The organism is Rhizobium sp. PvP014, assembly GCF_017876855.1.
Classification (GTDB): Bacteria; Pseudomonadota; Alphaproteobacteria; order Rhizobiales; family Rhizobiaceae; genus Neorhizobium; species Neorhizobium soli.
In genome coordinates this window covers 449142-474887 of sequence record NZ_JAGIOT010000002.1, presented here as the reverse complement: position 1 = coordinate 474887, position 25746 = coordinate 449142, and the positions used below count along the sequence as shown (strand labels likewise).

The 25746-nt window shown below is 61.3% G+C and carries 27 protein-coding genes; 18 read left to right on the top strand and 9 right to left on the bottom strand.

Annotated elements, in window-relative coordinates:
• Nucleotides 1–57 precede the first annotated feature (57 nt).
• The 3 genes from pgsA to J3A65_RS06940 are packed head-to-tail and all read left to right on the top strand — an operon-like array spanning nucleotide 58 to nucleotide 1373.
• The gene (gene pgsA / locus J3A65_RS06950) at nucleotides 58–648 is read left to right on the top strand and encodes a CDP-diacylglycerol--glycerol-3-phosphate 3-phosphatidyltransferase (protein ID WP_062453313.1); all 591 of its coding nucleotides are present in this window, start codon (nucleotides 58–60) and stop codon (nucleotides 646–648) included.
• Complete coding sequence (gene moaD, locus J3A65_RS06945) at nucleotides 645–899, top strand: molybdopterin converting factor subunit 1 (protein WP_184654879.1); 255 nt, start codon at nucleotides 645–647, stop codon at nucleotides 897–899. Before pgsA ends, moaD begins: the two co-directional genes overlap by 4 nt.
• Nucleotides 900–914: 15 nt before the next feature.
• Nucleotides 915–1373 carry a molybdenum cofactor biosynthesis protein MoaE gene (locus J3A65_RS06940; RefSeq protein WP_209900505.1) on the top strand — a complete coding sequence of 153 codons (459 nt, stop codon included), beginning with the start codon at nucleotides 915–917 and terminating at the stop codon, nucleotides 1371–1373.
• A 3-nt stretch (nucleotides 1374–1376) separates the two neighbouring features.
• On the opposite strand, the gene J3A65_RS06935 is transcribed toward J3A65_RS06940, so the two are convergent.
• On the bottom strand, nucleotides 1377–2273 hold the full coding sequence (locus J3A65_RS06935; RefSeq protein ID WP_209900503.1) for a branched-chain amino acid ABC transporter permease: 897 nt from the start codon (nucleotides 2271–2273) through the stop codon (nucleotides 1377–1379).
• Between the two features lie 67 nt (nucleotides 2274–2340).
• On the opposite strand from J3A65_RS06935, the gene J3A65_RS06930 reads away from it, so the two are divergent.
• Entirely contained in the window at nucleotides 2341–2904 is a 564-nt protein-coding gene (locus tag J3A65_RS06930) for a CGNR zinc finger domain-containing protein (protein WP_209900501.1), read from the top strand.
• Complete coding sequence (locus J3A65_RS06925; RefSeq protein WP_209900499.1) at nucleotides 2901–3419, top strand: hypothetical protein; 519 nt, start codon at nucleotides 2901–2903, stop codon at nucleotides 3417–3419. Before J3A65_RS06930 ends, J3A65_RS06925 begins: the two co-directional genes overlap by 4 nt.
• Nucleotides 3420–3492: 73 nt before the next feature.
• On the opposite strand, the gene ndk is transcribed toward J3A65_RS06925, so the two are convergent.
• Together ndk and J3A65_RS06915 are read right to left on the bottom strand one after the other, a co-directional pair.
• A complete protein-coding gene (gene ndk, locus J3A65_RS06920) occupies nucleotides 3493–3915 on the bottom strand; it encodes a nucleoside-diphosphate kinase (protein ID WP_062453319.1) in 423 nt (140 codons plus the stop codon).
• 81 nt (nucleotides 3916–3996) lie between these two features.
• A complete protein-coding gene (locus J3A65_RS06915; protein ID WP_062454742.1) occupies nucleotides 3997–4686 on the bottom strand; it encodes a glutathione S-transferase family protein in 690 nt (229 codons plus the stop codon).
• A gap of 152 nt (nucleotides 4687–4838) precedes the next feature.
• On the opposite strand from J3A65_RS06915, the gene J3A65_RS06910 reads away from it, so the two are divergent.
• The gene (locus J3A65_RS06910) at nucleotides 4839–5354 is read left to right on the top strand and encodes a DinB family protein (RefSeq protein WP_209900497.1); all 516 of its coding nucleotides are present in this window, start codon (nucleotides 4839–4841) and stop codon (nucleotides 5352–5354) included.
• A gap of 174 nt (nucleotides 5355–5528) precedes the next feature.
• On the top strand, nucleotides 5529–6578 hold the full coding sequence (locus J3A65_RS06905; protein WP_209900495.1) for a GGDEF domain-containing protein: 1050 nt from the start codon (nucleotides 5529–5531) through the stop codon (nucleotides 6576–6578).
• Between the two features lie 91 nt (nucleotides 6579–6669).
• Here the strand turns inward: J3A65_RS06905 and J3A65_RS06900 are convergent, their stop codons facing one another.
• Nucleotides 6670–7392 carry a hypothetical protein gene (locus J3A65_RS06900; RefSeq protein ID WP_062453322.1) on the bottom strand — a complete coding sequence of 241 codons (723 nt, stop codon included), beginning with the start codon at nucleotides 7390–7392 and terminating at the stop codon, nucleotides 6670–6672.
• 206 nt (nucleotides 7393–7598) lie between these two features.
• Between J3A65_RS06900 and J3A65_RS06895 the strand changes: the two genes are divergently transcribed.
• Nucleotides 7599–8312: a Crp/Fnr family transcriptional regulator gene (locus J3A65_RS06895; protein WP_092661890.1), complete on the top strand. Its 714-nt coding sequence runs from the start codon at nucleotides 7599–7601 to the stop codon at nucleotides 8310–8312.
• Between the two features lie 78 nt (nucleotides 8313–8390).
• Here J3A65_RS06895 and J3A65_RS06890 read toward each other — a convergent pair whose 3' ends face one another.
• Complete coding sequence (locus J3A65_RS06890; RefSeq protein ID WP_209900493.1) at nucleotides 8391–9233, bottom strand: hypothetical protein; 843 nt, start codon at nucleotides 9231–9233, stop codon at nucleotides 8391–8393.
• A 242-nt stretch (nucleotides 9234–9475) separates the two neighbouring features.
• Here J3A65_RS06890 and J3A65_RS06885 point away from each other — a divergent pair, with 242 nt between their 5' ends.
• The 4 genes from J3A65_RS06885 to J3A65_RS06870 all read left to right on the top strand — a co-directional run bounded on the left by J3A65_RS06885 (nucleotide 9476) and on the right by J3A65_RS06870 (nucleotide 14222).
• The gene (locus J3A65_RS06885) at nucleotides 9476–11359 is read left to right on the top strand and encodes an ABC-F family ATP-binding cassette domain-containing protein (protein ID WP_209900491.1); all 1884 of its coding nucleotides are present in this window, start codon (nucleotides 9476–9478) and stop codon (nucleotides 11357–11359) included.
• Between the two features lie 71 nt (nucleotides 11360–11430).
• Nucleotides 11431–13473 carry a prolyl oligopeptidase family serine peptidase gene (locus J3A65_RS06880; RefSeq protein WP_209900489.1) on the top strand — a complete coding sequence of 681 codons (2043 nt, stop codon included), beginning with the start codon at nucleotides 11431–11433 and terminating at the stop codon, nucleotides 13471–13473.
• 70 nt (nucleotides 13474–13543) lie between these two features.
• Nucleotides 13544–13846, top strand: a complete 303-nt coding sequence (locus J3A65_RS06875; protein WP_209900487.1) for a type II toxin-antitoxin system VapB family antitoxin — start codon at nucleotides 13544–13546, stop codon at nucleotides 13844–13846.
• On the top strand, nucleotides 13833–14222 hold the full coding sequence (locus J3A65_RS06870) for a type II toxin-antitoxin system VapC family toxin (protein WP_174195936.1): 390 nt from the start codon (nucleotides 13833–13835) through the stop codon (nucleotides 14220–14222). The genes J3A65_RS06875 and J3A65_RS06870 overlap by 14 nt, the downstream gene beginning before the upstream one ends.
• Here J3A65_RS06870 and J3A65_RS06865 read toward each other — a convergent pair whose 3' ends face one another.
• Entirely contained in the window at nucleotides 14223–14672 is a 450-nt protein-coding gene (locus tag J3A65_RS06865) for a DNA polymerase III subunit chi (RefSeq protein WP_209900484.1), read from the bottom strand.
• A complete protein-coding gene (locus tag J3A65_RS06860; protein ID WP_209900482.1) occupies nucleotides 14672–16165 on the bottom strand; it encodes a leucyl aminopeptidase in 1494 nt (497 codons plus the stop codon). The genes J3A65_RS06865 and J3A65_RS06860 overlap by 1 nt, the downstream gene beginning before the upstream one ends.
• A 277-nt stretch (nucleotides 16166–16442) precedes the next feature.
• Between J3A65_RS06860 and J3A65_RS06855 the strand changes: the two genes are divergently transcribed.
• The 6 genes from J3A65_RS06855 (at nucleotide 16443) to rsmA (ending at nucleotide 24041) form a co-directional block, all read left to right on the top strand.
• Nucleotides 16443–17624, top strand: a complete 1182-nt coding sequence (locus J3A65_RS06855) for an LptF/LptG family permease (RefSeq protein ID WP_062453329.1) — start codon at nucleotides 16443–16445, stop codon at nucleotides 17622–17624.
• Nucleotides 17621–18709: an LPS export ABC transporter permease LptG gene (lptG, locus tag J3A65_RS06850; protein WP_062453330.1), complete on the top strand. Its 1089-nt coding sequence runs from the start codon at nucleotides 17621–17623 to the stop codon at nucleotides 18707–18709. Before J3A65_RS06855 ends, lptG begins: the two co-directional genes overlap by 4 nt.
• Nucleotides 18709–21042: an LPS-assembly protein LptD gene (locus J3A65_RS06845; RefSeq protein ID WP_062453331.1), complete on the top strand. Its 2334-nt coding sequence runs from the start codon at nucleotides 18709–18711 to the stop codon at nucleotides 21040–21042. The genes lptG and J3A65_RS06845 overlap by 1 nt, the downstream gene beginning before the upstream one ends.
• Before the next feature lie 141 nt (nucleotides 21043–21183).
• Nucleotides 21184–22137, top strand: a complete 954-nt coding sequence (locus J3A65_RS06840) for a peptidylprolyl isomerase (RefSeq protein ID WP_062580243.1) — start codon at nucleotides 21184–21186, stop codon at nucleotides 22135–22137.
• Nucleotides 22138–22164: 27 nt separating this feature from the next.
• Nucleotides 22165–23196 (top strand): 4-hydroxythreonine-4-phosphate dehydrogenase PdxA, encoded by a 1032-nt coding sequence (gene pdxA / locus J3A65_RS06835; RefSeq protein ID WP_209900480.1) that lies wholly within the window; start codon nucleotides 22165–22167, stop codon nucleotides 23194–23196.
• The gene (rsmA, locus tag J3A65_RS06830) at nucleotides 23196–24041 is read left to right on the top strand and encodes a 16S rRNA (adenine(1518)-N(6)/adenine(1519)-N(6))-dimethyltransferase RsmA (protein WP_209900478.1); all 846 of its coding nucleotides are present in this window, start codon (nucleotides 23196–23198) and stop codon (nucleotides 24039–24041) included. Before pdxA ends, rsmA begins: the two co-directional genes overlap by 1 nt.
• 79 nt (nucleotides 24042–24120) lie before the next feature.
• Here the strand turns inward: rsmA and gmk are convergent, their stop codons facing one another.
• The gene (gmk, locus tag J3A65_RS06825) at nucleotides 24121–24810 is read right to left on the bottom strand and encodes a guanylate kinase (protein ID WP_062453334.1); all 690 of its coding nucleotides are present in this window, start codon (nucleotides 24808–24810) and stop codon (nucleotides 24121–24123) included.
• A gap of 7 nt (nucleotides 24811–24817) precedes the next feature.
• The gene (locus J3A65_RS06820; RefSeq protein WP_245341492.1) at nucleotides 24818–25726 is read right to left on the bottom strand and encodes a YicC/YloC family endoribonuclease; all 909 of its coding nucleotides are present in this window, start codon (nucleotides 25724–25726) and stop codon (nucleotides 24818–24820) included.
• Nucleotides 25727–25746 lie beyond the last annotated feature (20 nt).

Below are 25746 nucleotides of genomic sequence, written 5' to 3'. Positions count from 1 at the left end.
GTTGACGCTGGCGTCTCGAAACCTCAACTAGAGGCAACCCTCAAGCACAGGTCCATCATGGCTTCCCGCGCGTACAACATTCCCAATCTTCTGACCTATGCGCGCATCCTTGCCGTACCGGTGATCGTTCTGTGCTTCTTCATCGAAGGAAAGCTGGAAAGTTCGGATTTTGCCCGCTGGGCCGGATTCTGGATCTTCGTCGTGGCGTCGCTGACCGACTATCTGGATGGCTATCTGGCCCGTATCTGGAACCAGACCTCGAATATCGGCCGCATGCTGGATCCGATCGCCGACAAGCTTCTGGTTGCCGCCGTGCTTCTGCTGCTTGCTGCCGACCAGACGATTGCCGGCTGGTCGCTGTGGGCTGCAATCACGATCCTCTGCCGCGAAATTCTCGTCTCGGGCCTGCGTGAATATCTGGCGGCGCTCAAGGTATCGGTGCCGGTGACCCGCATCGCCAAGTGGAAGACGACGATCCAGATGGTGTCGATCGCCTTCCTGCTGGCCGGACCTGCCGGCGACAAGTTCCTGCCGTTCACGACGCAGATCGGCATCGGCCTTCTGTGGGTCGCAGCGGCCCTCACCTTCTACAGCGGCTACGACTATTTCCGCGCCGGTCTCAAGCATCTCGTGGATGACGAGGGATGACAAAACTCGTCTATTTCGCCTGGGTGCGCGAGAGAATCGGGAAAACCGAGGAAGATCTCGACCTGCCGCCTGAGGTCCTTACCGCGCGTGATCTCCTCAATCACCTGAAGACGCTCGGCGAGGAATACGAGAACGCGCTGCAATATCCCGAGGTCATTCGCGTCGCGATTGACCAGGAGCATGTGGAGCATTTTGAAAAGATCGCCGGAGCACGCGAGATCGGCATTTTCCCCCCAATGACAGGCGGGTAAACGGAAACCATTCTGATGACCATGCCCACGATCCGCGTACAGGCCGACGATTTCGATCTGCAGTCGGAGATCGATCTCCTCACTGCCGGCCGCATGGATATCGGCGCGGTGGTCAGCTTCTGCGGTCTTTGCCGTGACGAGCAGGGAGCGCTCTCGGCGCTGGAGCTCGAGCATTATCCGGGCATGGCGGAAGCCGAGATGAACCGCATCGCCCTCCTTGCCATCGACCGCTTTTCGCTTCTCGGACTGACCGCCATCCACCGCTACGGCAAGATTGCCCCCGGGGCCAACATCGTCCTGGTCATTGCCGTCGCCTCGCATCGCCAGGCAGCCTTCGACGGCGCCAATTTCGTAATGGATTTTCTGAAGACATCGGCGCCGTTCTGGAAAAAGGAACACGCGGCTGATGGTTCGCCCCGGTCCTGGGTCGATGCCAAAGACGCCGACGATACCGCACGCGACCGTTGGCGCTGAGGTTTACAGGACCACCCTTTCCCGCCGGCTGATGACAAGAACCGCAACCAGCACCAGGCCGATGGCGAAATCCCGCCACAGGACCGGACCGTAACCGCTCCACAGCGTTTCAGCGAAGCCGATAGCGGCGGCACCGGCTGCCGACCGCAGCGGATGCGAATGGCCTCCGGCTGCAGCAATCAGGACGATCTTGATGCTGATCGGCAACCCGGCGCCGAAGTCCATCGTTCCATAATACGAGGTCGCCAACACGCCGGCGACGGAGGCGTACAGAGATGCTGCCGCGTAGGCGAGGACGAATACCAGACGGGAACTGATGCCGCAGAGTTGGGCCGCAATCTTGTCGTCGGCCACCGCCCGCCAGATGCGCCCAAGTCTTGTACGATCGATTACCAGCCAGCCGGCCGCGATCATTGCCAGCATCAGGCCTGAATTGAGCAACTGGATCAGCGTCAGGGTTACCGCGAAACCGTGACCCGCCCAGAGCGGAACGGCACGGTTCAGAAACGGCGACAGCCAGATCTCCCGGGAACCGGAGGCAAGCCGAGCGCCCTCCATCAGCACCAGCAGCACGCCCAGCGCGGCGACGATCGGCGCGTTGCGGGCATGCCTTTCAATCAACCGCAGGGTCAGCCCGCCGACCGCGATCCCGGTCGCGACGCCGCCGACGATCGCCGCGCCCGCCCCCATCGCCAGTGCCGCCGGCAGGACAAGCCAGAACTCGTCCCAGCCGAGCTGCGCGAACAACACGTAGAGATGGCCGGAAAAAGCAAAGATGGCGCCATAGGCGATGTCTGCGCGCTTCGTCAGCGCAAAGCCGATCACGTAGCCGAAGGCAAGCGTTGCGTAGAGTACCGACAGCGGCACAGCATTCGCCAATTGCTGGAGCAGATAGGCCATCGGCAAACCCCAAAAGGATGACACGAATATAACTGGTAAACCGCGTTACACCAGTTATAATTCTGGGATGGATTTCACCTGGACCCCGCATCGTTTCGTCGGTGGCGCCTTGGCGCTCGATGTCGCCAACAGCGTCATCCTGCGCATCGATCCGTCACGCCGCGTTGATCGCTTCGCCTTACCGCAGCAGATGGATGCCTTTCCCGAGGCGGCCGGAGAATTCTCGGCGGACCGGGCGTTGTTTAGAGAAGTGACGCCAGTCGCCGCGGAAAGACGCGCCGATTTCCTCGTGCTTCGGGAGGCGATCGACCGGTATTTCCGTGCTCGAGCGGATGGCGAGGATGACCCGCACAAACTGGCGGATCTGCTTGGCGCTGCGGCTGTGGCGTTGCGCGGATCCGGCATCGGCTCACTTGAGGCTGCCACAGCCCGCTCGGCCCTGCGTCTTCTTGGCGACGATCAGATTTCCCGCCTGAAGACCTGCCGCAATTGCGGCTGGCTGTTTATCGACCGAAGCCGCAACCGCAGCAGAAGCTGGTGCGACATGACCGTCTGCGGCAACCGCGTGAAGGCGAACCGCCACTATCGCCGCAGCCGCGATGGCGGACCTTCGGCTGGAGACCCGTCATGACGTGGAGGGCAGCGATATCAGCCGGGCTCTGCATGATGGGCCTGATTGTGACTGGCTGCCAGCGACCGTCGGAAGGCATGTATTTCGAACTGTCCGGCCGGATTTTCGTCTTCAACTACCGGGTGGCCACCGCTAACTACCTCGTCACGCTTCGAAAGGTCGCCGGCACCCCAAAGGAAAGCCGCGCCAGAGCGGAATTCGAAGATCCGCAGGGCGGACCGGCGCTTTTCACTGAAGAAAGAGTGCTCGATGTCGACGATGTCCTCACGCTTGCCAGCCCGTTCGTCCAGTGCGTCCGGAAGGACAGGCCCTACCGCGTGGCCATCACGCTGACAGGCGCGTCCGGCGAGGTGCTGCAGGTGATCGAAACCACCGTGACGTCGGATGTCGATCAGTCTGTGATACCGGCGGCACCGCTGGTCGTCGGCCCGGCCTACACACCCAACCCCGACATGTTCAAGGCCGATGGCTCGACCGACTTCTCCGGGCGAACCGGCTGCCCGGCGACTCCATGACCTTGCCGCAGACAGCAAAAAAGGCCGGAGCGAATGCCCCGGCCTTTTGTAGATCAAACCGATCCGTCAGCAATCAGCCGACGATTTCGGTTTCGGCGAACCAGTAAGCGATTTCCTGGGCAGCGGTTTCCGGAGCATCCGAACCGTGAACCGAATTTTCGCCGATCGACAGGGCGAACTGCTTGCGGATCGTGCCCTCGTCGGCGTTGGCCGGGTTGGTCGCGCCCATGATTTCGCGGTTCTTCAGGATGGCGCCTTCGCCTTCGAGAACCTGAACGATGGTCGGGCCAGACGTCATGCCGTCGACGAGTTCGCCGAAGAAAGGACGTTCCTTGTGAACGGCGTAGAAGCCTTCAGCTTCGCGCTTGCTCATCCAGACGCGCTTGGATGCGATGATGCGCAGGCCGTTGTCTTCAAATACCTTGGTGATGGCGCCGGTCAGGTTGCGCTTCGTTGCGTCCGGCTTGATCATCGAAAACGTGCGTTCAATCGCCATTGGTCTCATCCTTTGTTTCCACGGAAAGTGGGCGGTGTTTAACCGCCCCTTTCGCGGGAAACAAGGGGGATGGGCCTAATTTCACGCAGCCGTCACAACGCGTCCTGCGCTGTCATGAAGGTCGAGCAGACGCTCGAACCACGAAGCCAGCAGGCCGTCCTTGCCCAGCACGTCGGCACCATCCGTCACCCGCAGCCACTGCAGCGCGCCGAACAGAATGTAGTCGGCAAACAGCGGCGCCTCGCCGCCAAGGAAAGGCTGGAATTTCAGCGTGTGCGTAACCGGCTTCAGTTTCTCGGCGAAGGTGTCGATTTCCCTCTGCCGGTCGGCGGCGACCTCTTCCAGCGACCGGCCGAATATGGCCTCGCGGCTGCTGCGGAAATAGGCCTGGTCGGCCGGCCCCAGCGTATCGTGCACGCTCTTGATTGCGATCCTCGCGATTGCGCCGTGTACCACCGTCTGCGAAAAGCCCTCGACAAACCGGGAGAGCGCCTTGCCGCCTTCCCCGCCGAACAGGGTCGGACGGTCGGGATAGCGCTCGTCCAGATAGACCGCGATGTCGAAACTGTCACGGATCAGTTCGTTTCCGTCCCGCAGGATCGGTACGGTCTTGGAAAACCCGTTCTCCAGGTTGGGGATCTGCGTAAACGGTGTCGGCTGCTCCGTGTATTCGAGCCCCTTGTGTTTGAGCGCCATTACCACTTTCCACGCATGCGGCGAAAATGGCCGGTGCGCGTCAGCGCCGCAGAGGGAATAGAGAATGCGTGTCATCATGGGCTCCTGATCTGTCACTCACCTCACATGATGGGATGGCAAGCCCCACAAATCCAGTCAGGAAATTTCATGGGTGGTATCAACCCCTGCCCCTCGGGTTGGCCGACAAATCCGGTATGATTACACGTGAACAACCGGAGACGTTTTGAATGCTGCGCCATTTCCAGATGCTTGCCGCTTACAATTCCTGGGCAAATTCACAGGTCTACGATGCCTGTGCCGCGCTGACGGACGCCGAATACCGCGAAGATCGTGGCGCCTTCTTCGGATCAGTCCACCGCACGCTCAACCACATCCTCGTTGCCGACCGCATCTGGATGCGCCGCCTGACCGGAGACGGCACGGCGCCGACGGATCTGGGGGCCGTTCTGTTCGAGGATTTCTCTGACCTGCGCACGGCGCGTGACGCTGAAGATGTCCGTATCACGAACTATCTCGGGTCTCTGACCGATAACGCGCTCAGCACCACCGTCACCTATACGCCGGTGACCGTTCCGACGGAGGTCACCGAACCAGTGGCGCCTGTTCTCGCCCATCTCTTCAACCACCAGACCCACCACCGGGGACAGGTGCACGCCATCCTCACCTCGCTCGGCAAGCCCTCCGTAGTGCTCGATATGATCGCCTTCCTGCGCGGGCATGGAAAACAGTGGATGCAGGTTTAATGTAATACGGCTTTAGGACAAACAGGGGTTGTGAACTCAGCCTTAACCGTATTCGCAACGAGACGTCTTCAAACGCCTGACAAAAGCCAACGTTTCAGGCGTTCTTAACCCTCCGTCTCGCGTACTGTTTTCCTGAAACGAGACAGTAACGAGACCCTGAGGAATAGGTGGATCATGTCGGCGGACAATGCACGGCAATCGCGTGACAGGAGCCTGGCTGTGGTGGCGCAGCAGATGGCAAAGCAGGACGTTGCCGGTCTTCCACGCAATTACACGCTGTTCCACGAAGCGCTGTCGGGGTCCGATCCGGCGCTTACCCGCGACGTCGCCACGCTTCCGGCCGGCGCTACCCAGGCCCAGATCGACGAGATTGGCCTGCGCTACCAGCTTCCCGGCTTCGTGGTTCTATCGATCGCCAACCGGGACGAGGAAACGAGACGCGTTCTCGATCTCGTCGGCACGATTGCCCAGGCCACGCTGAAGAAGCAGAATTTCGTGCGTGCGCTGGAGACGGCGGCCGAAAGCCTTCGGAGCGGAAGTGCCAGCGGTCTCGCCGACATCCAGGCCGAGCTCGATCATCTGCAGGCGAACCTCAGCGAAACGCTCTCCGCCGAGATCGGTCTCACCAAATCTCTGGAGCTTGCCGCCGACCGGCTGCTGATGTCGAGCAATCTGGCGGAAGCGGCCCGAACCAATTCTCTGTCCGACCGGCTGACCGGGCTTCCGAACCATGTGGCGCTGGCCGAAAAGCTGGATCTCCTCTACGCGCCGGCCGCCGAGCACCGCGCGGCCGCCCTTTTCGTGGTCCGGCTCGTCGATCTCGGCGAGTTGGCGCAGACCTATGGCCAGGTGACTGCCGGCCGGATCGTCAAGCGTGCCGCCGCGATCTTCCGCAAGGCGATCAAGAAGAACGACTTTCTGGCCCGGACCGCCACCGACAGCTTTGCGTTTCTGTTCGACGATGTCGATCGGAGCGGCGCAAAAGCGATTGCCGATCGGCTCGTGGCTTCAATCGCGGACAGCCTCGTGTTTGCAGGTTCCGGTGAAGGTCATCACCCCCACATGCGGCTGTCGATCGGCGTGGCGCTCTCGACCGAGGCATTCTCGCCGCAGCAGATCAAGCTGCATGCGGCGACCGCACTCGAAAGCCTTCGCGTCCAGGGTTCCGGTGCCGGAACCGACACCGTGGCGATCTTCGGCGATCCAAGCCGTCGCGTTTCCTGAACGCATCGACCGATCCCCCATACGACAGTGACGCGGCGGCCCGTCCGGGCGCCGCGTCCTGCATTTCAGCAAAAAGTCGATCGCGTCGGCGTCAGGCGGGAACGAACTGGTTTTCCTGCGTGAAGCGGATCGTCTTTCTGGTCACGCCCTGCGCGAACTGGACCGGAAACGCTGCAGACGAGATGGCCGTATCGATCACCTGTCCCTCGATGAACGAGCCGGCGATGATGAAATAGCTCGGCTTCGGTGTGAACGTGTAGTCAAGGTTTGGCTCGAGCTGCACGGCGACGGCCGGTTTGCCGCCCATCGCAAGACCCACGTTCAGCGACATCCGGACACTGGCCTGCTGCAGAACCGACGGGATCAGGTTGTTCGCCCGCACGAGAAAGACACCTGCGGGGCCGCTGGTCGGATTTGTAGGAAACGCCGGAGCACCGTTCGGGAACGCGCCCTGATAGGTTACGGCGACGTTGTTCAGGCCATCGAGAACCACGTCACATTTGCTGGCGGTAGCAAATGCCCGCGGGTTGAGTGTCGAACCCAGTTCCTGGATGTAACCGGCGCTGATCGAGTAGTCGATCGTCCAGCTGAATACCGACGTGCTCGGGTTTTCCGGGCTGCCCGAGGCCGCGTTGCCGATCATCCATGCCAGAGACAACGGGCTCTGCGACGCGCCGACCACGTCCGGTATCGTCTGGAACAACGCATAACTCTGGAACTTCGGGTTCTCGTTCATGACCGTAAGCGTATAGGGCGTCCCCAGATCCTGTTTCTCGAAGATCTCGATCGATTCCCTTCCCATCATAACACGCATGCTGACCTCTCCTCTTTGACATTCTTGCCGCCGCGACATGCGGACCGGACCGAACGGCCCGTTCGGCTACCAACGGCAATTCCTGCCGTGAGTACAACCTAAAATGATTTATCGCTGGAGAATGTCACGCATGTAACAACTTTTGATTGCATTTATTCGTATCACGGCTCAGACGGCAAGCGACACCTCAGCGTCCGAGTGGGTTTATGACATCGAACCTTATCTCCAAGATCAACAACGACATCCGACATTCCGCGTGGTTCGACGATCTCGACGACGACACGTACTCGCGTCTCGTGTCGGGGTCGGCGAGCCGCCTCTATAGGGACGGCCAGACGCTGTTTTTCAGCGGTCAGGCCTGCGACGCGCTGTCGATCATCGTGTCCGGTTGCGTGCACCTCTATTTCATCTCGGAGGATGGGCATGAAGTGATCTTCGCCGAGCTCGGCGCTGGCGACGTTCTGGGGGATGTCGAACTCACCCTCGGCTGCACCCACTTCGCGAACGCGGTCGCGGCCGGTGAGACCCGCGTGATGGTGGTCCGTCGCAGCGCATTCAGTGAGATCACCCGCATGCCCCAGATGTCGGCTTTTCTGATGAAGACATTCGCACGCAAGCTCAGAAAGACGATGGCCTTTGCCGAAGGCATGGCACTGCATACGCTGCAGACCAGGCTTGCGCGTCTTCTCGTCGATCTCGCCCGCCTGCACGGCCGCAGCACAGCGGAGGGGCTGCTGATCGACAGAGCGATATCGCAGGAGAAAATGGGGCAACTGATCAATGCCAGCCGCCCACGAGTGAACGCGCAGCTTCAGGCTTGGAAGGGCGACGGCGTGCTCGGCATGCGGCGCGGCCGCCTGATCATCCTCGACTACCGATCGCTGAAGATCATGTCGCGCGAGGGGGCGACCGACAATTGACAGGGTGGTCCAAGGCGCGACGCCGAGCGCGACGGATTTTAAGGTCCGTCGCGCAGGTCGCCTGCCCTTTTGCGATTGCTACTTGCAGCCACCCTTGACGTACTCGATCATTTCCTCGGTCTCATGCGTGAAATGCGGCCCCTTGACGTTACTAGGGCTGCCATTCGACACGACGCTGAAGATTTCGAAAGCCTTATTCTCAGCCGGCAGGAACCACGCGCCGCCACTGGCACCGCCGCCGTACATCGGATGCGGCTTTGCCTCGTAAGCCGTCGCATCGCTGACGCTGATCGACGGGTCCTCCATGAACATGTACTCGCCACCATCCAGCCGTCCGGGATATCCCATCAGGGTGAGTTCGGTTTTCTCAGGCACCTTAGCGAGACGCAGCTGAAATTTTCCAGACGTCGAGGCTTTGGTACTGCGCATGACCGCGTAATCGACTGCGGCCGCAGCAAGGCCCGGAACTTGCGGTATCTTCGTCCACGCCGTCAGGACGGACGCCATTTCGATAGGATAAGCCTCGCCCGGCGCTCCGTCATAACCCGGATAGAACACTACGTTGCTGGCCTGGTCTCCATTCAGCCACATGGCGTGTGCCGCCCCGATAATGATCTTGTCGTCGGAGACGAACTGGGCGCTGGCCGCTTGATCGATTCCGCCCAGGCTAAAGAACAGCTTGCCACCGAACTTGAACGGAGCCTCCTTGATCGGTGCCAGCTTGACCTCGGTCCCTTCGAGGGAATGTACGTCGCCACCTGGCATGCCGCTCTCCGGCAGTAGGCCGGGAGCGGGGATTGCATTGCGACGGCGCTCGTCCGTCCAGTAGTCTGCGGTAAAGGCCGCCTGCGCCGCGGTCGGTGCCCAGCAGGTGAACCGGTCATCGGCGAATGCGCCTGTCGGTGCAAAGGAAACCGACACCAAAAGTGTCAGGCATGACGCTTTTCAGGACTTCATCTCTCAACCCTCCTTGTTCGAACATCCGTCAGGGATGCTTCGGCCGAGTGGCCAGGGACGAACCTAGATGGGCGTGGTCTGGAGGGCTGTTCCCGGAGGAACAGGGGGAGATCCTTGAGAGATTGTCCCTTCGCAGCGCACAATGCCCGCAAATCGCGACGGCCGCCGTCTTGCCTTCACGCCCGGTTTCGGCCAAAACCGCGGCCATGATTACCATTACCGACCTTTCCGCCCGTATTGCCGGGCGCCTTCTCCTCGACCATGCCAGCGTGACGCTGCCCGCCGGCACCAAAGCCGGGCTTGTGGGCCGCAACGGTGCGGGCAAATCGACGCTGTTCAAGCTGATTACCGGCGAGCTCAGCTCGGAGACCGGCTCGGTCTCCTATCCGAAGAGCGCCAAGCTCGGACAGGTGGCGCAGGAAGCGCCCGGCACCGAGGATTCGCTGCTGGAAATCGTGCTCGCCGCCGACAAGGAACGCGCAGCGCTGATGGCAGAGTCGGAAACGGCCACCGATCCGGACAGAATTGCCGACATCCAGATGCGCCTCGTCGACATCGACGCCCATTCGGCGGAAGCGCGCGCCGCCAGCATTCTCGCGGGCCTCGGCTTTTCGCAGGAAGCCCAGCTTCGGCCTGCCTCGTCATTTTCCGGCGGCTGGCGCATGCGTGTGGCGCTTGCTTCGGTTCTGTTTGCCGAGCCGGACCTGCTTTTGCTCGACGAGCCGACCAACTATCTCGATCTTGAAGGCACGCTCTGGCTGGAAGATTACGTGCGCCGCTATCCGCACACGGTGATCGTCATCAGCCATGACCGCGACATGCTCAACAATGCGGTCACGTCGATTGTCCATCTCGACCAGAAGAAGCTCACCTTCTATCGCGGCGGCTATGACCAGTTCGAACGCCAGAAGGCGGAAAACGACGAGCTGCAGACCAAGGCCAAGGTGAAGAACGATGCGGCCCGCAAGCATTTGCAGACCTTCATCGACCGCTTCAAGGCCAAGGCCTCCAAGGCCAAGCAGGCGCAGAGCCGCGTCAAGGCGCTGGAGCGGATGGGAACGGTCGCCTCTGTTATCGAGGATCATGTCCAGCCGATCACCTTCCCCGAGCCCGAAAAGCAACCCGCCTCGCCGATCATCTCGGTGCAGAACGGTGCCGTCGGGTACGAGCCGGGCAAGCCGATCCTCAAGAACATCACGCTCCGGATCGACCATGACGACCGCATCGCCCTCCTCGGCTCGAACGGCAACGGCAAGTCGACCTTCGCCAAGTTCATCGCCGGCCGGCTTGCCGCCGAAAGCGGCGAACTGAAGCTCGCGCCAAGCCTGAAGATCGGCTTCTTCGCACAGCACCAGCTCGACGACCTCGTCCCGGGTGATTCTCCCGTGGAGCACGTGCGCCGCCTGATGCCGTCAGTCCCGGAAGGCAAGGTACGCGCCCGCGTCGCCCAGATGGGGCTTGCGACAGAAAAGATGTCGACGCCTGCAAAGGATCTGTCGGGCGGCGAAAAGGCGCGCCTGCTGATGGGGCTTGCCGCCTTCCACGCGCCCAACCTCCTCATCCTCGACGAGCCGACCAACCATCTGGACATCGACAGCCGAAGAGCCCTGATCGAGGCGCTCAACGACTATCAGGGCGCGGTCATTCTTATCTCCCATGATCGGCATCTGATCGAGGCGACGGTCGATCGTCTCTGGCTCGTCAACAACGGCACGGTGCAAACCTTCGAGGGAGATCTCGAAGAATACCGCGACCTGATTGTCAGTTCCGGTAAAAAAAAAGAAGAAAAACCGCAGCTGATTGACGATGCGGCATCGAAGGTCGAACAGCGCAAGGCGAGCGCGGAAAGGCGTGCCTCGCTCGCCCCGTTGCGCAAAAAGATCAACGATACCGAGGCCTTGACGGCCAAGCTTGAGAAGCTGATTCAGGCGCTTGATAAAGAGCTTGCGGACCCGGCGCTCTATGAAAAGACGCCGGCAAAGGCCGCAAGCAAGGCCAAGGAACGGGGCGAAGCCGCGGCCAAACTCTCGGCTGCCGAAGAGCAATGGCTGATGCTGTCTTCGGAATACGAAGAAGCGATGGTCGGCTGAGTTTCGACATCCCGGTTGCCCCGGCCGGTCTGCATGCCTAGCTAAGTGGCTGCAGCCAGAGGAGGCCTTCGATGGATCTTTATCTCGAAACCGACGACGACGCCCGCACGCTCGCCTTTATCGCCGAGCAGAACGCGATCTCGGCGGACGCCCTGGAAACACCCCAATTCGAAGCGGACCGCGACACGCTGAAGGCGATGTTTGAGCGCGAGGACCGGCTGATCGTGCCGGCGCGGCGCGGACGCTGGCAGTTCGACTTTCATCGCACCAAGGACAATCCGCTCGGTCTCTGGCGCCGACTGCCGGCGACGGAGGAGCCGCGCCACGATGCAGCCTGGGAAACCATTTTCGATTTCGATGCCTTTTGCGTTACCGAAGGCAAGCGCTGGATCTACAGCGGCGCCGTCACCTCCCCTTACGAGCCGACCCGCGTTCTCGTCATCCTGTCCGACGGCGGATCCGACCAGATGCGATTGCTGGAGTTCGACACGGAGGCGAAGGCGGTCGTCGAGGGCGGTTTCGACACGCCGGTGGCGCGAGCCCATGCAAGCTGGATCGGCCCGGACGAGATTGCCTATTTCGGGTCGATCGACGAGAACTCCGCCACCCGCTCAGGCTGGCCCCGCGTCGGCCGCCGGCTGAAGCGCGGCATGGATCCGAAAGATGCACCGATCCTGTTCGAGGCGGGCCCGGACGACGTTCAGGCGACCGGCGGGATCATCGATCCACTGTTCTGGAACGGCGGACCGGACGAGCAGCCGATCGAGTTCTTTACCGTCATCCACGAGATCGACCGGATGAGCGTCCATGTCCGCGATGGACAAGGTGCGCTCCGGCGTCTCGATCTGCCCGACAGGATCGATGTCACCGCCAACCATCGCCAACTGCTTTGGCGGGCCAAGAGTGACGAGCGCTATCCAACCGGCAGCCTCGTCCTGCAGGAATTCATCCCGTTTTCGGATGAACCTCTGGGCGCGGCCCGTGTCATCTTCGCTCCAGAACACGGCCAGACCGTCACCCAGTTCTCGCTGTTCAAGACCTGGGGCGCATTCGTCGTCAGCGACGTGATGGTGCCGCGGTTATTCCTGATCGACCTCACGAAACCGGATGCGCAGCCGCAGGAACTGCAGCTGCCGTCCACTCTGCAGACCGTCGGATTCCGCACGCTCGATGCCGACCTCACGCGCGGCGAGGAAATCCTGACCGTCATCGGCCAGGGCTTCCTGCAGCCTTACGGGACATGGCGTCTCGACCTGACGGATCGCTCGCATGCACCCGAACTGGTTCCAACCGGCGTCTCACCCGCCTATTTCGATGCGCAGGGAATGCAGTCCGAGCTTCTGCAGGCCACGTCCGAAGACGGGACGAAAATTCCCTATCACATCGTCTATCCAAAGACCTGGGACCGAGGCGAACTGCCGGTCCTGATGTATGGCTATGGTGGTTTCGGCTGGCCGCTTACTCCCTACTACTCGGGCAATACCGGCGTCTGGCTCGAGCATGGCGGCGCCTATGTACAGGCCTACATCCGCGGCGGCGCGGAATTCGGCCCCGACTGGCACACGGTCGCCAAGGGCAAGGGCCGTCACAAGGCGTTCGAGGATTTCGTCGCAGTCTCCCGCGATCTTGTCGCCCGTGGAATCACAAAACCGTCGCGCATCGCCTGCCATGGCGGCAGCAATGGCGGACTTCTGACCGCTGTCATGGCAACGCGATACCCACAAGATTTCGGCGCGATCTGGACCTCCGTCCCCGTCATCGACATGTCGCGCTTCCACGTCTTCCCAGCCGGCAAGGCCTGGATGGACGAATACGGCAACCCTGACGTCGCGGAAGAGCTTGCCGCGATGCTGACCTATTCGCCGCTCCACAATATCGACCCCGCGGCTGAGGTGACCTATCCGCCGATCTACATCGAAAGCTCGACCAACGACGACCGCGTGCATCCATCGCATGCCCGCCGTTTCGCCAAGCGACTGATCGACGCCGGGCATCTTCCTCTGTTTCACGAATACGGCTCGGGCGGCCACGGCGGCGCCGGCGATACGCTTGAACAGGCCGCGCGATTGGCGATGGGCTACAGTTTCCTGCGCGAAACGATCATGAAAGCGTGAGCGGTAGCCATCGGTTGTGCCAAATCCGCGGATACACTATCGTTCATTCGCAACCCCGTGAGGCATGACCATGACGCTTCATATCACCGACCCGGTTCTCGACGCGCTTGCCGAACAGACGCAGAGAATTCTGAATGCTCCGAGCAAGGAGGATGCGGTCCGGCAGGCGCTGGTTCGCGTGGTGGGAGAGGTTCATCAACAAACTGAACCTGTCTCCGACAACACGACACGAAGCGAACGACTGCAGGCTTTGCGAGACCGGTTGGAGCGGCTGAGGCAAGATTTCAACATGCCACCCAATGAGTCGCTGCCCCCGTTTGATGAAAAGGCTTATCTCGACGAGATGTGGGGCGAGAACGATGTTCATCGATAGCTCGGTCTCCGTTGAAATCCTGATCGACGGCGACAGGGCAAACGAGCTTCTGGGGCGCATGGCAGAGAGCCGGTCGATTTGCACGGGACCGACCGTGATCTACGAATCGGCGACTGTGCTGGCGACCCGGCTTGGCAGGCAACCCGAAGAAACAAAGCTGCTGGTACAGCGCTTCGTCGAACGCTTCGAGATTTCTGTCCTGCCAGCATCCTACGAAGTCGCGTCTGCCGCCATAGACGCCTTCGCCCGTTACGGCAAGGGCCGCCATCCGGCAAAGCTTAATTTCGGGGATTGCTTTTCCTATGCCGGTGCGCGCCAGTCCGGACTGCCGCTTCTCTACGTCGGCGGAGATTTTGCGCGGACCGACCTTGCCTGATCAGGCCTTCTTCACCCAGCGTCCCTTGGGCGATTGCTGCCAGTAGGTCAGCGCATGTCCATCGCCCTTCAGCTTCTTCCACTGGGCGCGCGCGCCTTCCAGCTGAAGCTGATCGTAGCCATCGAACATGAAGACGACGCGCTCATAGGGGTCGAGCGGCGGCGGCTCGGCGCCGTCGACAACGAAACGTACGGTAGCGGAATTCTGGTTCTCTGCCGTCGCGGTCAGCAGAACCGGTTGCTCCTGCGGCATCGGCGCTGCATCCGTGCCGTGCGGCAGAAAACTGTCATCGCGAAACGTCCACAAATGTGCGTCGAGAAAATCCCGACGCACGTCTTCGGCTGTCTGAACGACCACCTTCCAGCCGCGCTCGATGCTTTTCTCGAGAAGCGCCGGCAGCGCATCCTCAAGCTTCGATTCGGTCAGGTGATAGAACAGTACTTCGGTCATCAGTTCTCGTAGTTCCTGCGGACAAGTTCGTCCAGCAGGCGTACGCCGTAACCGGATGCCCAGGACTGGTTGATCTCGTTCTGCGGCGAATTGAGCGCCGTTGCCGCGATGTCGAGATGCGCCCAGGGCGTATCGCCGACGAAACGCTTGAGGAACTGCGCCGCGGTGATCGAGCCGGCCTGCCTGCCGCCGCTGTTCTTCATGTCGGCAAAGCGGCTGTCGATCATCTTGTCGTAGTCCTTGGAAAGCGGCATGCGCCAAAGCTTCTCGCCGCTTGTCTCGCCCGCCTGCGTCAGTTCGTCCGCCAGCGCGTCATCGTTGGAAAACAGTCCGGCATGGAGGTTGCCGAGTGCGACGACGATGGCGCCGGTCAGCGTCGCGAGATCGATCATGAAGCGAGGCTTGAAGCGTTCCTTGCAGTACCAGAGCGCATCGCCCAGCACGAGACGGCCTTCCGCATCGGTATTGACGATCTCGATCGTCTGGCCGGACATCGAGGTGACGATATCGCCGGGTCTCTGGGCGTTGCCGTCAGGCATGTTTTCGACCAGGCCGATAATGCCGATCACGTTCGCCTTGGCCTTGCGAGCGGCGAGTGTGTGCATCAGGCCGGTCACGGCGGCAGCTCCGCCCATGTCGCCCTTCATGTCTTCCATGCCGAGGCTCGGCTTGATCGAGATGCCGCCGGTATCGAAAACGACACCCTTGCCGACAAAGGCGACCGGCTGATCTCCCGGCGTGCCGCCGTTCCAGGTCATGATCGCCAGCCGCGGTGGCCGGGAAGAGCCCTGGGCGACGCCGAGCAGAGCGCCCATGCCGAGTTCCGTCATCTCGGTCTCGGTCAGGATCTCCACGTCAACGCCAAGCGATTCCAGATCCTTCGCCTTCTGCGCAAACTCGATCGGGCCAAGCACGTTGGGCGGCAGATTGACCAGGTCGCGGGCAAGAATCACACCCTCGGCAATGGCCTTCGCCGAGACGAATTGCTCAGTCGCCGCATCGGCTTTTGCGGTTACGATGGTGACGGTCACCGTCTTCGGCGACTTGTCCTCGTCGTCGTCCTTCTTCTTGGTCTTGTAGGTATCGAACTTGTAGGCGCGCAGCAGCATGCCGGTCGCGAAATCCGCAGCTTCGGCCGCGCCGACGTCGGCACCGGGTGCATCGAGGAACACCGTCACCTTCTCCATCGTCTTGACCGCAGCGGCCGCGACGCCACCCGCCTTCAGCCAGTCGTAGGCTGTCAGCTTGTCGGCCTTGCCGAGACCCAGCACGATAAGCCGATCGGCCTTCGATCCGGCCGGGGCCAGAATATCAAGCGTCGACAACGCCTTGCCTTTGAACTTGGCGATGCCCGCCGCCCTTACCGCAACAGCCTGCGGATCGACTTCGGCGACACCGGCGGCTACGGCATCTCCCGAAAGCTTGAGCTGAATCGCAAGTCCTCCATCGATGACGGCGGAGGCGGAAAAGGCGATATCGAATTTCATGGACATTACAGCTCCAGGCATTGTGGTGCGGAAGAAAGGCCCGATCTTCACCCTTTCGGTCGCGAACGCAAGCGCGCAGGATCGAACTTCGTGCCTTCCTAAAGCCCGTATTGATGTCCAATCCACTGTTTCCAAATGTCACAACGCCGAAGAAAACCGGGGTTGCCAACATTTTGTGACAGGGGCCCTGTCGCAATGCCGTTCCCAATCGCTTAGATAGGCGCGGCTACCATCGATCGAATGCGGGACGAAAGCCCCTTAGGACCTGAGGCATAATGCGGGAATGAAGCTTCTCGAACTCTACATATTGCGCCGAATCCTGCAGATGTTCCTGGTGGCACTCGTTCCGGTGCTCACGATCATCTGGACGATTCAGGTGCTCGGCCGCATCAACCTGGTCACCGACACCGGCCAGTCGATGGGCTCGTTTATGCAGCTCGCAAGCTATATCCTGCCGACCATCATTCCGGTTGTCCTGCCCTTCGCCTTTGTCATCGGCATCACCCAGACGCTGACGGCGATGAACAACGATTCGGAACTGCCTGTGATCGACGCGGCCGGTGCGGCCCGCAGCATCATCTACAAGCCGGTGATCCTGCTCGCGGTCGCGCTCAGCCTCGTCTCCTTCACCATCACCAATTTCATCGAACCCAAATCACGGCTCGGCGCGCGCGAAATGGTCGCAGCTGCCTATGCTGACCTTCTATCTTCCGTGATCGAGGAAAAGACCTTTCGCAGCATCGAGGACGGGCTTTACGTCCAGATCTCCGAGCGCCATTCAGGCCGGGTGCTGAAAGGCCTTTTCATCGTCGATTACCGCGATCCGAATTTCGGCCTGATCTATTATGCCCGCGAAGGATCGGTCGATCCTGGCGGCACATCGCTTACCATGCGCGATGGCGAAGTGCATCGCAAAGGCCCGGACGGCCGGATCTCGATCGTCAAGTTCGCGTCCTATGCGTTCGATCTGTCAGCGATGACCCAATCGGATGAGGGCGGCCTGCCGCTTTACTCCGGTGACCGGCCGCTGAGCTTCCTGCTCAACCCCGACAAGACCGATCCCGCCTATCAGAAAAAGCCCGAGAGCTTCCGCAGCGAACTGCATCGTCGCCTGTCCGACTGGCTGTTCCCGATCACCTTCGCGCTGGTGTCTCTGCTTGTCGCCGGCAACACGCGGTCGCACCGGTCGGCACGGCTGCATCCGATGATCTATGTGCTGCTTTTCGCCTTCCTGCTGCGCTGGCTGGGCTTCTCGGCCACCAATCTGACGGAACGCAACGCGGCCTACGTGCCGCTGGTCTACGCGATTCCGCTGGTGACCTGCCTGGTGACGGGCTTCATGCTGGCCACCAACCGGCAGATCCAGATGCCTCGCCTGTTCAGCCGCAGCATCACGAAAGCGACAACCGTCGTGCAGAAGCGCTTGTCGCCGACGGGACGCGGAACCACGGGAGAAGTGAAATGATCTTCTCCACTCTCGGCCGCTATTTCTTCAAGCGCTATATCAGCACCGCATTCTGGTTCCTGCTCGGTGTCAGCGCCATTATCTTTCTCGCCGATTTCAGCGAGACGAGCCGTCGCCTCTCGGGCCTCAACGGCTACAGCCTCTACGGCGCGCTGGCGATGACGGCGTTGCGCGTGCCGCAGATCCTGCAGCAGGCCATCCCGACGCTGAGCCTGTTTATCGGCATGACGGTGCTGATCGCGCTCAACCGTCGCTACGAACTGGTCGTCACCCGTGCAGCCGGAATTTCCGTCTGGCAGTTCGTCGCACCGTTCATTGTTGGATCGTTTCTGCTCGGTCTCTTCACGCTGTTCGTCGTCAACCCGATCGGCGCCTGGGGCCAGCGCGAATCAATCTCGCTCGAGACCACATGGCGGCAGGCTAGCAACAAGTCCAAGTCGTCCAAGTTCGTGCCGTGGATCCGCCAGCTGTCCGGCGATGAAGACGTGATCATCGGTGCCAAGACCTATCGCGAGAGCGGAACCGAGCTCCTCGACGTGGTGGTTTTCCACTTCGACAAGGACGACGTCATCACCATGCGGCAGGACGCCAAGACGGCTAAGTTGGAAGATGGTTACTGGCTTCTTAACGACGTTCTGGAGAATCGGCCGGGCGAAATTCCGACCCGTCTCGAGACGGCACAGGTCAAAACCAATTTGAGACGAGAGTATCTCCAGGAGAGCCTTGCTCAGCCGGAAACCGTTGCGTTTCTTGGTCTTTCCCGAAAGATCGAGATAGGCAAATCCTTTGGAATCTCGACAAAGGCGCTGGAAACCCAGTTTCACTCCCTGCTTTCACTGCCGCTGCTGCTCGTCGCCATGACGATGATTGCGGCAACAGTGTCGTTAAAATTCAGTCGCTTCGCACAGTCCAGGTCGATGATTCTGGGTGGAATAGTTTCGGGCTTCGTGCTTTATGTCGTCTCGGTGCTTGTGAAGGCATTCGGGAGCAGCGGGGCGATTCCTCCTTTCGTGGCGGTCTGGATTCCAGTCGTCGTCGCGACTGCCCTGGGCGCTACGATCTTGCTTCATCAGGAGGATGGCTAGTGGCGGTAAGTAACCGCGGAAATATCAGTCGGCTCGCCGCCGCCCTGCTGACCGGTGTGTCTGTATGTGTCTCTGGCGTCGCTGCATTGACGGGCGGCGCGTATGCGCAGGGCCTCGTGCCGGCTGCTGAAGACGGTGCGAAGATGCTTCTGCGCGCCAACGAACTGACCTACAATCAGGACAACAAGCGCGTCACCGCGACCGGTGGCGTCCAGATCTATTACAACCGTTACCGCATGGTCGCGCAGCGCGTTGAATATGATCAGAACACCGGCCGCGTCATGGCGACCGGCAATATCGAGTTCATTGAACCGTCGGGCAGCCGCGTCTACGCGGAAGAGCTCGACGTGACCGACGATTTCGGCCAGGGCTTCATCAATGCCCTGCGCGTGGAAACCACTGACAATACCCGCCTTGCGGCTGAAAGCGCCGAGCGCCAGACCGGCGATATCATGGTGCTCAACAACACCGTGTACACCGCCTGCCTTCCATGCGCCGCCACACCCGGCAAGGCGCCTCTTTGGCAAGTCAAGGCGCAGCGCGTCATTCGCAACGGACAGAAGCATACGATTCGCCTCGAAAATGCACAGTTCGAGTTGTTCGGCTTTTCGCTTGGAAAACTGCCCTTCCCGATCGAAGTTCCCGACGAGACTGTCGAGCGCAAGTCCGGCGTGCTGTTTCCGAAGTTCATCGTCAGCGACAACCTCGGGTTCGGCGTCACCGTCCCCTATTACCATGTCTTCTCGCCAAGCATGGATGCGACGATCAGCCCGACCTACTATTCGAGCCAGGGACTTCTGGTCGAAGGCGAAGTGCGCAACCGGTTCGACAACGGCGACCACACGTTCCGTTTTGCCGGCATCGATCAGCGCGATCCCGGCTCGTTCGACGCTGGCACAAGCGACCGCGAGCAGAACAGCCGCTTCATGGCCGCCTCCAAGGGCGAGTTCCAGATCAACCCGCGCTGGGCCTTCGGCTGGAACGTCATGGCCCAGACGGACGCGAACTTCTCGCGGACCTACAGCCTGACCGATGTCAGCCAGGATACGTTCACCAACGACGTCTACCTGACCGGCCTTGGCAAGCGTAACTATTTCGACCTGCACGCCTACTATTTCGACGTCCAGGACAATGGCACGTCGAACACGCTCGAGCGCCAGCAGGCGATCGCCTATCCGTCGTTGGACTACCAGTATATCGCGCCCGAATCGGTGTACGGCGGTGAGCTTTCGTTCAACGCCAACCTGACCAACCTGTCGCGTCGCGAAGAGGATTCCTACTTCGAGGGCACCACATACCGCTTCCCTGGTCTCGAAGGCGATTACGCCCGCGTGACGACCGAAGCCGAATGGAAGCGCACCTACACGACATCGGGCGGCCTGCTGCTGACGCCGCTGTTTGCAGCACGCGCCGATGGCATCCGCCACGATGTGTCCAATCCGAACTTTGCCTATGACGGCAATCTGGAGCCGAACGGCACGAACGGTCGATACATGCTGACGGCTGGCCTTGAGGCCCGCTATCCGTTCCTGATCACCAGCGAAAACAGCAGCCACATCATCGAGCCGATCGCGCAGATCTATGCGCGTCCGGACGAACAGATGTCCGGCGGCCTTCCCAACGAGGATGCGCAGAGCTTCGTGTTCGATGCCACTTCGCTGTTCGAACGGGACAAGTTCTCCGGCTACGACCGTGTCGAAGGCGGCACCCGTGCCAATGTTGGCTTCCGCTATACCGGCTCGTTCAACAACGGCATCGGCGTGCGCGGCATCTTCGGCCAGTCCTACCAGATTGCCGGCGAGAATTCCTTTGCCAGCGACGATCTTGTTCAGGCCGGGGCCAATTCGGGCCTCGAAACATCGCGATCCGATTACGTCGCCATGGCGGCGATCGACCTGCCGCAGGGCTTCTCGCTTTCCAACAACGTGCGGCTCGATGAAAAGTCGCTCGATATCCGTCGCACCGATACAGCGTTCAGCTATTCCACACCGCGGGTCAGCGGCAAGCTGATCTACACTAAGGTCGATGCGCAGGACGAGTACGGCGACAGCGACGCGACGGACGTGCTGAAGAACAGCATGTCGCTCCGGGTCAACGAAAACTGGTCGCTGGCCGGTTCCGCCACGTGGGACCTGACAGACAGTTCGCTCATCCGGCGCGGCGTCGGTATCAGCTACGCCGACGAGTGCACGATCTTCACGCTTGCCTATACCGACAAGCCTTCGGAAGCCGATGCGAACGACTGGACGATCAGTGCGCGCCTGAGTTTCCGCACGCTTGGCGACGTCAATATCGGCACGACCAAGGATTACGATCAAACCTTCCGTTACTGAGATCGGTAACGGAAGAATCGTCATGGTTTTGCCGCAACGATTGTGCAATCGGACGCCAATCGGCTAGTATGGCGGCCGAAAGCGCGCAAAGTCGCGCGACAAGTGCCCGGGCGGAAAAAAGGGATTGGTTTCATGTTTGCAATGACCGCGACACGCAAGATCGTGCTGGCAGTCTCCGTGCTCGCCGCGACCACGGTCGCCACGCCGGTGATGACACCAATCGTGGCAATGGCACAGTCGACGAGCGGCGTCGCAGCCGTCGTCAACCGGTCGGCGATCACCACCGCCGACGTTGCTCGCCGTTCGGCCTTCATGCGCCTTCAGCGTCAGAAGCCGAGCAACAAGGTAGCTCTCGATCAGCTGATCGACGAAACGCTGAAGCGCCAGGAAATCTCGCGCGTCAAGATGTCCGTCAGCACCGAGGACGTCGATCGTTCGTTTGCCCGCTTCGCGCAGGGCAACAAGATGACGCCCGAGCAGTTGAGCAGCGTGCTCAATCAGGCCGGCGTCACACCGGACCATTTCAAGGCCTATATCGCCGTGCAGATGAGCTGGCCTCGCCTGGTCAACGCCCGTTACGGCGGCGGTCGTCAGCGCATGTCGACCGACCAGCTTGTCACCCGCATGATGGAAAACAAGCAGAAGCCCGTCACCACCGAATATTTCCTGAAACAGGTGATCTTCGTTGTTCCCGCGGCAAAGCGGAACGCCATCCTCAACAAGCGCAAGGCGGAAGCCGACGCGTCGCGGTCGCGGTTCCCCGGCTGCGCCGAAGCTAAAACCTTTGCAGCGACGATGCTGGACGTTTCCATCCGTGATCTGGGCCGCGTGCTTGCGCCGGATTTGCCGGAAGACTGGAAGCCTCTGATCGAGAAGTCCTCCGGCAACACGACCGGCACCCGCGTTACCGAGCGTGGCGTCGAGTTCCTGGCGATCTGCGAGCAGCGTCAGGTTTCGGACGACGTGGCGGCCGAAGCCGTGTTCCGCGCCGAGGATCTCGGCAAGGCTGAAAAGTCCGGTGAAGACCCGAATAGCAAGAAGTACATGGACGATCTGCGCGCCAAGGCCCAGATCGATTACATCCAGAAGTCGTAAAGCCCAAAGGGCCTGAACGGAGACCGCATGCCTTTTGATCGTCCGCTCGCGCTGACCCAGGGCGATCCTGCCGGCATTGGTCCAGACATCACGCTCGCCGCATGGACGGCGAGACGGAAGCACGGCATTGCGCCGTTTCTCTTCCTCGGCGACCCGGCGGTGCTTGCATCGCGCGCGGCCCTGCTTGGCCTCGACGTTGCGATCCGTGAAACCGACGCGGACGGCGCCGTTTCGATCTTCGAAAACGCGCTTCCCGTTCTTCCGATCCCGGCCGGAGCCGAAGTCGCTGCCGGCGAGCCGCATGTCGCCACCGCCCGTGGGACGATCGAGGCGATCGAGACCGCCGTGTCGCTGTCGTTTGCGGGCAAGACGCTCGGCGTCGTCACCAATCCGATTGCCAAGTCCGTTCTATACCAGGCAGGCTTCGGCTTTCCCGGCCATACGGAATTCCTGGCGGACCTTGCGCACAAGCATACGGGCACCCCCGTGCGCCCCGTCATGCTGCTGGCCGGACCGAAGCTGCGGGCCATCCCCGTCACGATCCACATTCCGCTCAAGGACATTCCAGCGGCGCTCACCGAAACGCTGATCCTTGAAACCTGCCGCGTGACCCATCACGACCTGAAAGTCCGGTTCGGCATCGACCAGCCGCGCATCGCGATTGCCGGTCTCAATCCGCATGCGGGCGAAGACGGCACGATGGGCACCGAAGAACGCGACATCATCCATCCGGCCATCGTCAAGCTGCGCGCAGAGGGCATCAACGCCTTCGGGCCACTCCCGGCCGATACGATGTTTCATGACGAAGCCCGCAGCCGTTACGACGTGGCAATCTGCATGTATCACGATCAGGCGCTGATCCCGGCCAAGGCGCTGGGTTTTGACACATCCGTCAACGTCACGCTCGGCTTGCCCTTCATCCGGACGTCTCCCGACCACGGCACCGCCTTCGGCATCGCCGGCAAGGGTGTCGCCCGCGAGACGAGCCTGGTCGAGGCAATCCGGCTTGCAGGCGCCATGGCCGGAACAATGACACCGAGCCTTGCGGGGCGCATCTGATGGCGACGCTCGATGGGCTGCCGCCGCTGCGTGACGTCGTCCAGCGTCATGGACTGGACGCCAAGAAATCGCTTGGCCAGAACTTTCTGTTCGATCTCAACCTCACCCAGAAGATCGCCCGCGCGGCCGGACCGCTGGAAGACGTGACCGTATTCGAGGTTGGGCCGGGTCCCGGCGGCCTTACCCGTGCCATCCTGTCGCTCGGCGCCAAGAAGGTGATCGCCATCGAGCGCGACGCCCGCGCGCTTCCTGTGCTTGCAGAAATCGCGGACCACTATCCGGGACGGCTTGAGGTCATCGAGGGCGACGCGCTGCAGATCGATTTTGCCGCGCTCGCGGCCGAGAAGGCTGCCGGTGGACCGGTCAAGATCATCGCCAACCTGCCCTACAATATCGGCACGCAACTGCTGCTGAACTGGCTTCTGCCTGAGGACAAGACCTGGCCGCCATTCTGGCAGAGCCTGACGCTGATGTTCCAGAGGGAAGTGGGTCTGCGCATCGTTGCCGACCAGGAAGACGACCACTACGGCCGCCTCGGCGTCCTCGCGGGCTGGCGCACCGATCCCCACATGATGTTCGACGTGCCGCCTCAGGCCTTTTCGCCACCACCCAAGGTGACATCGACTGTCGTACATCTGATCCCGCGCGCCAATCCCCTGCCCTGCGATGTCTCCAAGCTGGAACGCGTCACCCACGCTGCCTTCGGCCAACGCCGCAAGATGCTGCGCCAGAGCCTCAAACCGGTTGGTGGAGAAGCCCTGCTCGCCAAAGCCGGCATCGACCCGCAACGCCGCGCCGAAACGCTGTCGGTGGAAGAGTTCGTGAAACTGGCAAATCTGCTCTGAAGGGCGTCACCTATCGCTTGGCGCGATGGGGCCATCTCGACTTGTGGGCGCGACGAACGCGCGCCCTTCCAACCAAAACCTAAAGCGTTGGCTCTTCCGTCAGGAGGTTGCTCACGAACTCGAACAGGCCGTGCCTGCGGTCGCGGCGGACGCGTTCGGCGTTGACGATGCAGCTCACGTTGTGGAAGGCTTCGTCGAGATCGTCGTTGACGATGACGTAGTCGTATTCGCGCCAGCGCTCGATTTCCGAGCGGGAATTGGCAAGCCGGGTGCGGATCACGTCTTCGCTGTCTTCGGCGCGGCGGTGCAGACGTGACTGCAGCTCGGTCATGGTTGGCGGCAGCACGAAGATCGAGACGACGTCCGCCTTCATCTTTTCCTGCAGCTGAAGTGCGCCTTGCCAGTCGATGTCGAACAGCATGTCGCGTCCCTCGGCCATCGCCTTTTCGACCGGCTCGCGCGGCGTGCCGTAGAAATTACCGTGCACCTCGGCCCATTCCAGGAGATCGTCGGCATCGCGCATGCGCTCGAACTGCGGCACGGTGATAAAGTGGTAATGGGTGTCGGCGATCTCGCTCGGGCGCTTGGCGCGGGTGGTGACACTGACCGAGATCTCGAGGCTATGGTCGCCGCGCAAGAGATTGCCGGCGATGGTGGATTTGCCAGCGCCTGACGGCGACGACAGCACCAGCATCAATCCCCGGCGCGCGATCGTCGTCTTCATCTTCGAAGGCGACGAGGTTTTCGGTGTCGAGGGGGCCGGGCTCATGGTCGTGTCACTCCAGATTCTGAACCTGTTCGCGGAACTGGTCGATCACGACTTTCAGTTCCAGTCCTGCTGCCGTTACAGCAGAGGCGTTGGATTTGGAACAGATCGTATTCGATTCCCGGTTAAATTCCTGTGCAAGGAAGTCGAGACGGCGCCCGGCAGGCCCGCCCGTCTGCAGAAGCTCGCGGGCTGCGACGACATGGGCCTTCAGCCGGTCGATCTCTTCGCGCAGATCGGCGCGGGTCGCAAGCAGTGCTGCCTCGCCATAAAGCCTGTCGCGGTCGAGGGTCGGCGCCTCCGCCATCAAGGCGGCGAGCTGCGTGGAAAGCTTCTTGGCAATCTCTTCCAGCGAGCGGGACGGGTCCTTCTCCACCAGCGTCGTCAGTTCGGCGATGCGGTCCACATGGCGGGTGAGAATGTCCCGCAGTGCCGACCCTTCGTGCTCGCGCATCTCTTCAAGTTTGAAAAGCGCGTCGCCGAGACAGTTCAGGATGGCGGCGTCGCGCGCCGTCACCGCCTGTTCGTCATCCTCGGCCTCGCGGATCTCGACGAGACCACGGATGCCAAGCAACGTGTCGAGACGCAGCGGTGCCGAATCGACCAGATCGCCCAGTTCAGCACGGAGCGCCATCACGGCGGCCAGTGCATCGCGGTTCAGCACCGCTTCCACCTTTGCGTCGTCGGTCGAGAGCGACAGCGCCACCTGCAGATTGCCGCGAGAAAACCGTTCGGAAATCCGCTTGCGGACATCCTGCTCAAGACGATCAACGCCGGAGGGCAGCCGCAATCGCATGTCGAGCCCCTTGCCGTTGACCGAGCGCAGCTCCCAGGCAAAGCGATTGCGGCCGCTTGTTCCTTCGCTGCGGGCAAAGCCGGTCATCGACTGCAGGGATTTCGGGTCAGACGGCAGGCTCATACGCTTCTCCGGACTGCCTT

Coding starts and splice junctions, on each gene's coding strand:
- pgsA (WP_062453313.1), top strand. CDS start 58: ATGGCTTCCCGCGCGTACAACATTCCCAATCTTCTGACCTATGCGCGC.
- moaD (WP_184654879.1), top strand. CDS start 645: ATGACAAAACTCGTCTATTTCGCCTGGGTGCGCGAGAGAATCGGGAAA.
- J3A65_RS06940 (WP_209900505.1), top strand. CDS start 915: ATGACCATGCCCACGATCCGCGTACAGGCCGACGATTTCGATCTGCAG.
- J3A65_RS06935 (WP_209900503.1), bottom strand. CDS start 2,273: ATGGCCTATCTGCTCCAGCAATTGGCGAATGCTGTGCCGCTGTCGGTA.
- J3A65_RS06930 (WP_209900501.1), top strand. CDS start 2,341: ATGGATTTCACCTGGACCCCGCATCGTTTCGTCGGTGGCGCCTTGGCG.
- J3A65_RS06925 (WP_209900499.1), top strand. CDS start 2,901: ATGACGTGGAGGGCAGCGATATCAGCCGGGCTCTGCATGATGGGCCTG.
- ndk (WP_062453319.1), bottom strand. CDS start 3,915: ATGGCGATTGAACGCACGTTTTCGATGATCAAGCCGGACGCAACGAAG.
- J3A65_RS06915 (WP_062454742.1), bottom strand. CDS start 4,686: ATGACACGCATTCTCTATTCCCTCTGCGGCGCTGACGCGCACCGGCCA.
- J3A65_RS06910 (WP_209900497.1), top strand. CDS start 4,839: ATGCTGCGCCATTTCCAGATGCTTGCCGCTTACAATTCCTGGGCAAAT.
- J3A65_RS06905 (WP_209900495.1), top strand. CDS start 5,529: ATGTCGGCGGACAATGCACGGCAATCGCGTGACAGGAGCCTGGCTGTG.
- J3A65_RS06900 (WP_062453322.1), bottom strand. CDS start 7,392: ATGCGTGTTATGATGGGAAGGGAATCGATCGAGATCTTCGAGAAACAG.
- J3A65_RS06895 (WP_092661890.1), top strand. CDS start 7,599: ATGACATCGAACCTTATCTCCAAGATCAACAACGACATCCGACATTCC.
- J3A65_RS06885 (WP_209900491.1), top strand. CDS start 9,476: ATGATTACCATTACCGACCTTTCCGCCCGTATTGCCGGGCGCCTTCTC.
- J3A65_RS06880 (WP_209900489.1), top strand. CDS start 11,431: ATGGATCTTTATCTCGAAACCGACGACGACGCCCGCACGCTCGCCTTT.
- J3A65_RS06875 (WP_209900487.1), top strand. CDS start 13,544: ATGACGCTTCATATCACCGACCCGGTTCTCGACGCGCTTGCCGAACAG.
- J3A65_RS06870 (WP_174195936.1), top strand. CDS start 13,833: ATGTTCATCGATAGCTCGGTCTCCGTTGAAATCCTGATCGACGGCGAC.
- J3A65_RS06865 (WP_209900484.1), bottom strand. CDS start 14,672: ATGACCGAAGTACTGTTCTATCACCTGACCGAATCGAAGCTTGAGGAT.
- J3A65_RS06860 (WP_209900482.1), bottom strand. CDS start 16,165: ATGTCCATGAAATTCGATATCGCCTTTTCCGCCTCCGCCGTCATCGAT.
- J3A65_RS06855 (WP_062453329.1), top strand. CDS start 16,443: ATGAAGCTTCTCGAACTCTACATATTGCGCCGAATCCTGCAGATGTTC.
- lptG (WP_062453330.1), top strand. CDS start 17,621: ATGATCTTCTCCACTCTCGGCCGCTATTTCTTCAAGCGCTATATCAGC.
- J3A65_RS06840 (WP_062580243.1), top strand. CDS start 21,184: ATGACCGCGACACGCAAGATCGTGCTGGCAGTCTCCGTGCTCGCCGCG.
- pdxA (WP_209900480.1), top strand. CDS start 22,165: ATGCCTTTTGATCGTCCGCTCGCGCTGACCCAGGGCGATCCTGCCGGC.
- rsmA (WP_209900478.1), top strand. CDS start 23,196: ATGGCGACGCTCGATGGGCTGCCGCCGCTGCGTGACGTCGTCCAGCGT.
- gmk (WP_062453334.1), bottom strand. CDS start 24,810: ATGAGCCCGGCCCCCTCGACACCGAAAACCTCGTCGCCTTCGAAGATG.
- J3A65_RS06820 (WP_245341492.1), bottom strand. CDS start 25,726: ATGAGCCTGCCGTCTGACCCGAAATCCCTGCAGTCGATGACCGGCTTT.